The 2006-nt window shown below is 56.7% G+C and carries 3 protein-coding genes; 2 read left to right on the top strand and 1 reads right to left on the bottom strand.

The genetic code is table 11. From position 1 onward, the window contains the following. A partial coding sequence (locus BGI27_RS17715) for a transposase (protein ID WP_141239830.1) occupies positions 1-107 on the bottom strand: 107 nt, incomplete at its 3' end. Positions 108-887: 780 nt separating this feature from the next. On the opposite strand from BGI27_RS17715, the gene BGI27_RS17710 reads away from it, so the two are divergent. Next, complete coding sequence (locus BGI27_RS17710) at positions 888-1712, top strand: undecaprenyl-diphosphate phosphatase (protein ID WP_095526089.1); 825 nt, start codon at positions 888-890, stop codon at positions 1710-1712. Further along, the gene (locus BGI27_RS17705; protein WP_095526088.1) at positions 1709-1954 is read left to right on the top strand and encodes a YqiA/YcfP family alpha/beta fold hydrolase; all 246 of its coding nucleotides are present in this window, start codon (positions 1709-1711) and stop codon (positions 1952-1954) included. Before BGI27_RS17710 ends, BGI27_RS17705 begins: the two co-directional genes overlap by 4 nt. Positions 1955-2006 lie beyond the last annotated feature (52 nt).

The raw sequence follows: 2006 nt of genomic DNA, 5'->3' as shown, positions 1-2006 counted from the left end.
ATGCTCACATCCAGTCGCCCGGCAACGTCCGCAACGCTATGTCCGCGATCGGTCACTTGCTTGACCGCTTCAATCTTGAACTCTTCCGTGTATCGCTTGCTACTCATAGACACCTCCACTTGGTTGCCAGCTTAAGGCTTCGAAGTGTCTAGTGAACCGGGGGCGATTCAGCCGATCTTGCGGCTTTCGGTATGCGTGTGGAACTGGAGCCTGAGTTGCTGGTGCTTGGTGAGACATCCGCCAATGATGGGCTGCCCGTTCGCAGTGAAGATGAGCAGTCTTTCGGAGGTTTGTTGCGGACGGCCTGCGATCTTTCGGGGACGCCGTTTTCCGCCTATGGGCAGGATCTGCCCGAACCGGCGCCTGCCGAACCCCCAGCTGTCATCGCCCCGCCGGACCCGATCAAACCTGTTGCACGCGCCAACAGCGCGCATGGCTATGCAGCAGGTGCTGAACATGGGCACCTGAATTGCCCCGAATGCGGGCATTACCAAGCACACGTCCCGCGTTGTGGCAGATGTGGAGCGACACTTCCTGCACTGTACAGGCCGACGGCTGTCCCGGGAGGTGGTGGACAGGGGAGTGAGCCTACGATAGTCGTACCGCTGGAGGAGAGTGTCGTGAGGGCGCTGCCAAAATCGACGCGAAGCGGGAAACGTCAGGGGGAATCCTTACATGAACTCATGCTGCGTCAGCAAGCCAGCAGTGGCCCCTAAGCTGCACGCGAATTCCCCGTGATGTCTGTGATTCTGGGGGTTTTCGTACTCCTGATCGCCGCGGCCTGGTACCTTCTGGCACATTGATCTTGTTGTCAGGCCCGACGTCAGCTGGAGTCATGGTGTCGCGTAAGGGATAATCGTATCTTTGCCAGCTGCGTTGCTTCTCCTATGGATCTTCTATTGCTGTTGAAGGCCGCCGTCCTTGGTGTGGTCGAGGGCCTGACTGAATTCCTGCCGATCTCGTCGACAGGGCATCTGATTCTCGCAGGGTCGCTGCTCGATTTCAGTGACGAGCGCGCGCAGCTGTTCATGATCGTGATCCAGGCCGCCGCCATTCTCGCGGTTGTCTGGGAGTTCAGGGCAAGGCTCGGTTGTGCTGTGAAGGGCCTGCCGCATGATCCGCAGGCGAGGGCGCTGTTCATCAACGTCGGCATTGCGTTCGTTCCCCTGGCTGCTCTTGGCTTGATGTTCGGTGGCTGGCTCAAGGCCCACCTCTTCAATGCCCCCGTTGTGGCAACCAGCTTCATCCTTGGTGCTTTCGTAATTCTTTGGGCGGAGCGCAAGGATCAATGCGAGCGTGTGGCACGCATTGAGGACATGAACTGGCTGGATGCGCTGAAGGTCGGTATTGCGCAATGCTTTTCGCTGATCCCGGGCACTTCGCGCAGTGGTGCGACTATCATCGGCGGGATGCTGTTTGGATTGTCACGCAAGGCGGCTACGGAATTCACTTTTTTCCTGGCAATCCCCACATTGGGCATTGCCAGTCTATATTCGCTGTACAAGGAACGCGAGTTGTTGTCGTTCGATGATCTGGGCATGTGGGCGGTTGGTATGACGGCCTCTTTTCTTTCTGCCTTTTTGGTGGTGCGTTGGTTGATCCGTTTCGTCTCTCAGCACAGTTTCCGTATATTTGCTTGGTACCGCATTGCTTTCGGTGTGATCGTATTAATGACTTGGCAGCTTGATCTGGTCCATTGGGTGGAACAGTGATCTTCTATCTCCACGGTTTCCGTTCTGGTCCGCAGTCGCAGAAAGTGCAGCAGCTTGCTGTCCGTATGGAGCAATTGGGGCTGAGAGATCGGTTGTGGTGCGATCAGCTCCCGCCAGTTCCCTGCGAAGCGATCGGACGGATCGATGCTGCGATTCGGGATTGTCTGAAAACAGGACAAATACCAACTCTGATCGGTAGCTCGTTGGGAGGATTTTATGCGACTTGGCTGGCTGCACAGTGAATCGCCCCGGGTTTCCTAGACAGCCCCGAGCTTCATGAAATACTGTTTTTCA

This window comes from Candidatus Dactylopiibacterium carminicum (assembly GCF_014736495.1).
Taxonomy (GTDB): Bacteria; Pseudomonadota; Gammaproteobacteria; order Burkholderiales; family Rhodocyclaceae; genus Uliginosibacterium; species Uliginosibacterium carminicum.
Note: the sequence above shows the minus strand (reverse complement) of the source record. Positions and strands in the feature narration are given on the sequence as shown.

Bases quoted from the DNA above. Each gene is read 5' to 3' on its own strand.
- BGI27_RS17710 (WP_095526089.1), top strand. From the start codon at position 888: ATGGATCTTCTATTGCTGTTGAAGGCCGCCGTCCTTGGTGTGGTCGAG.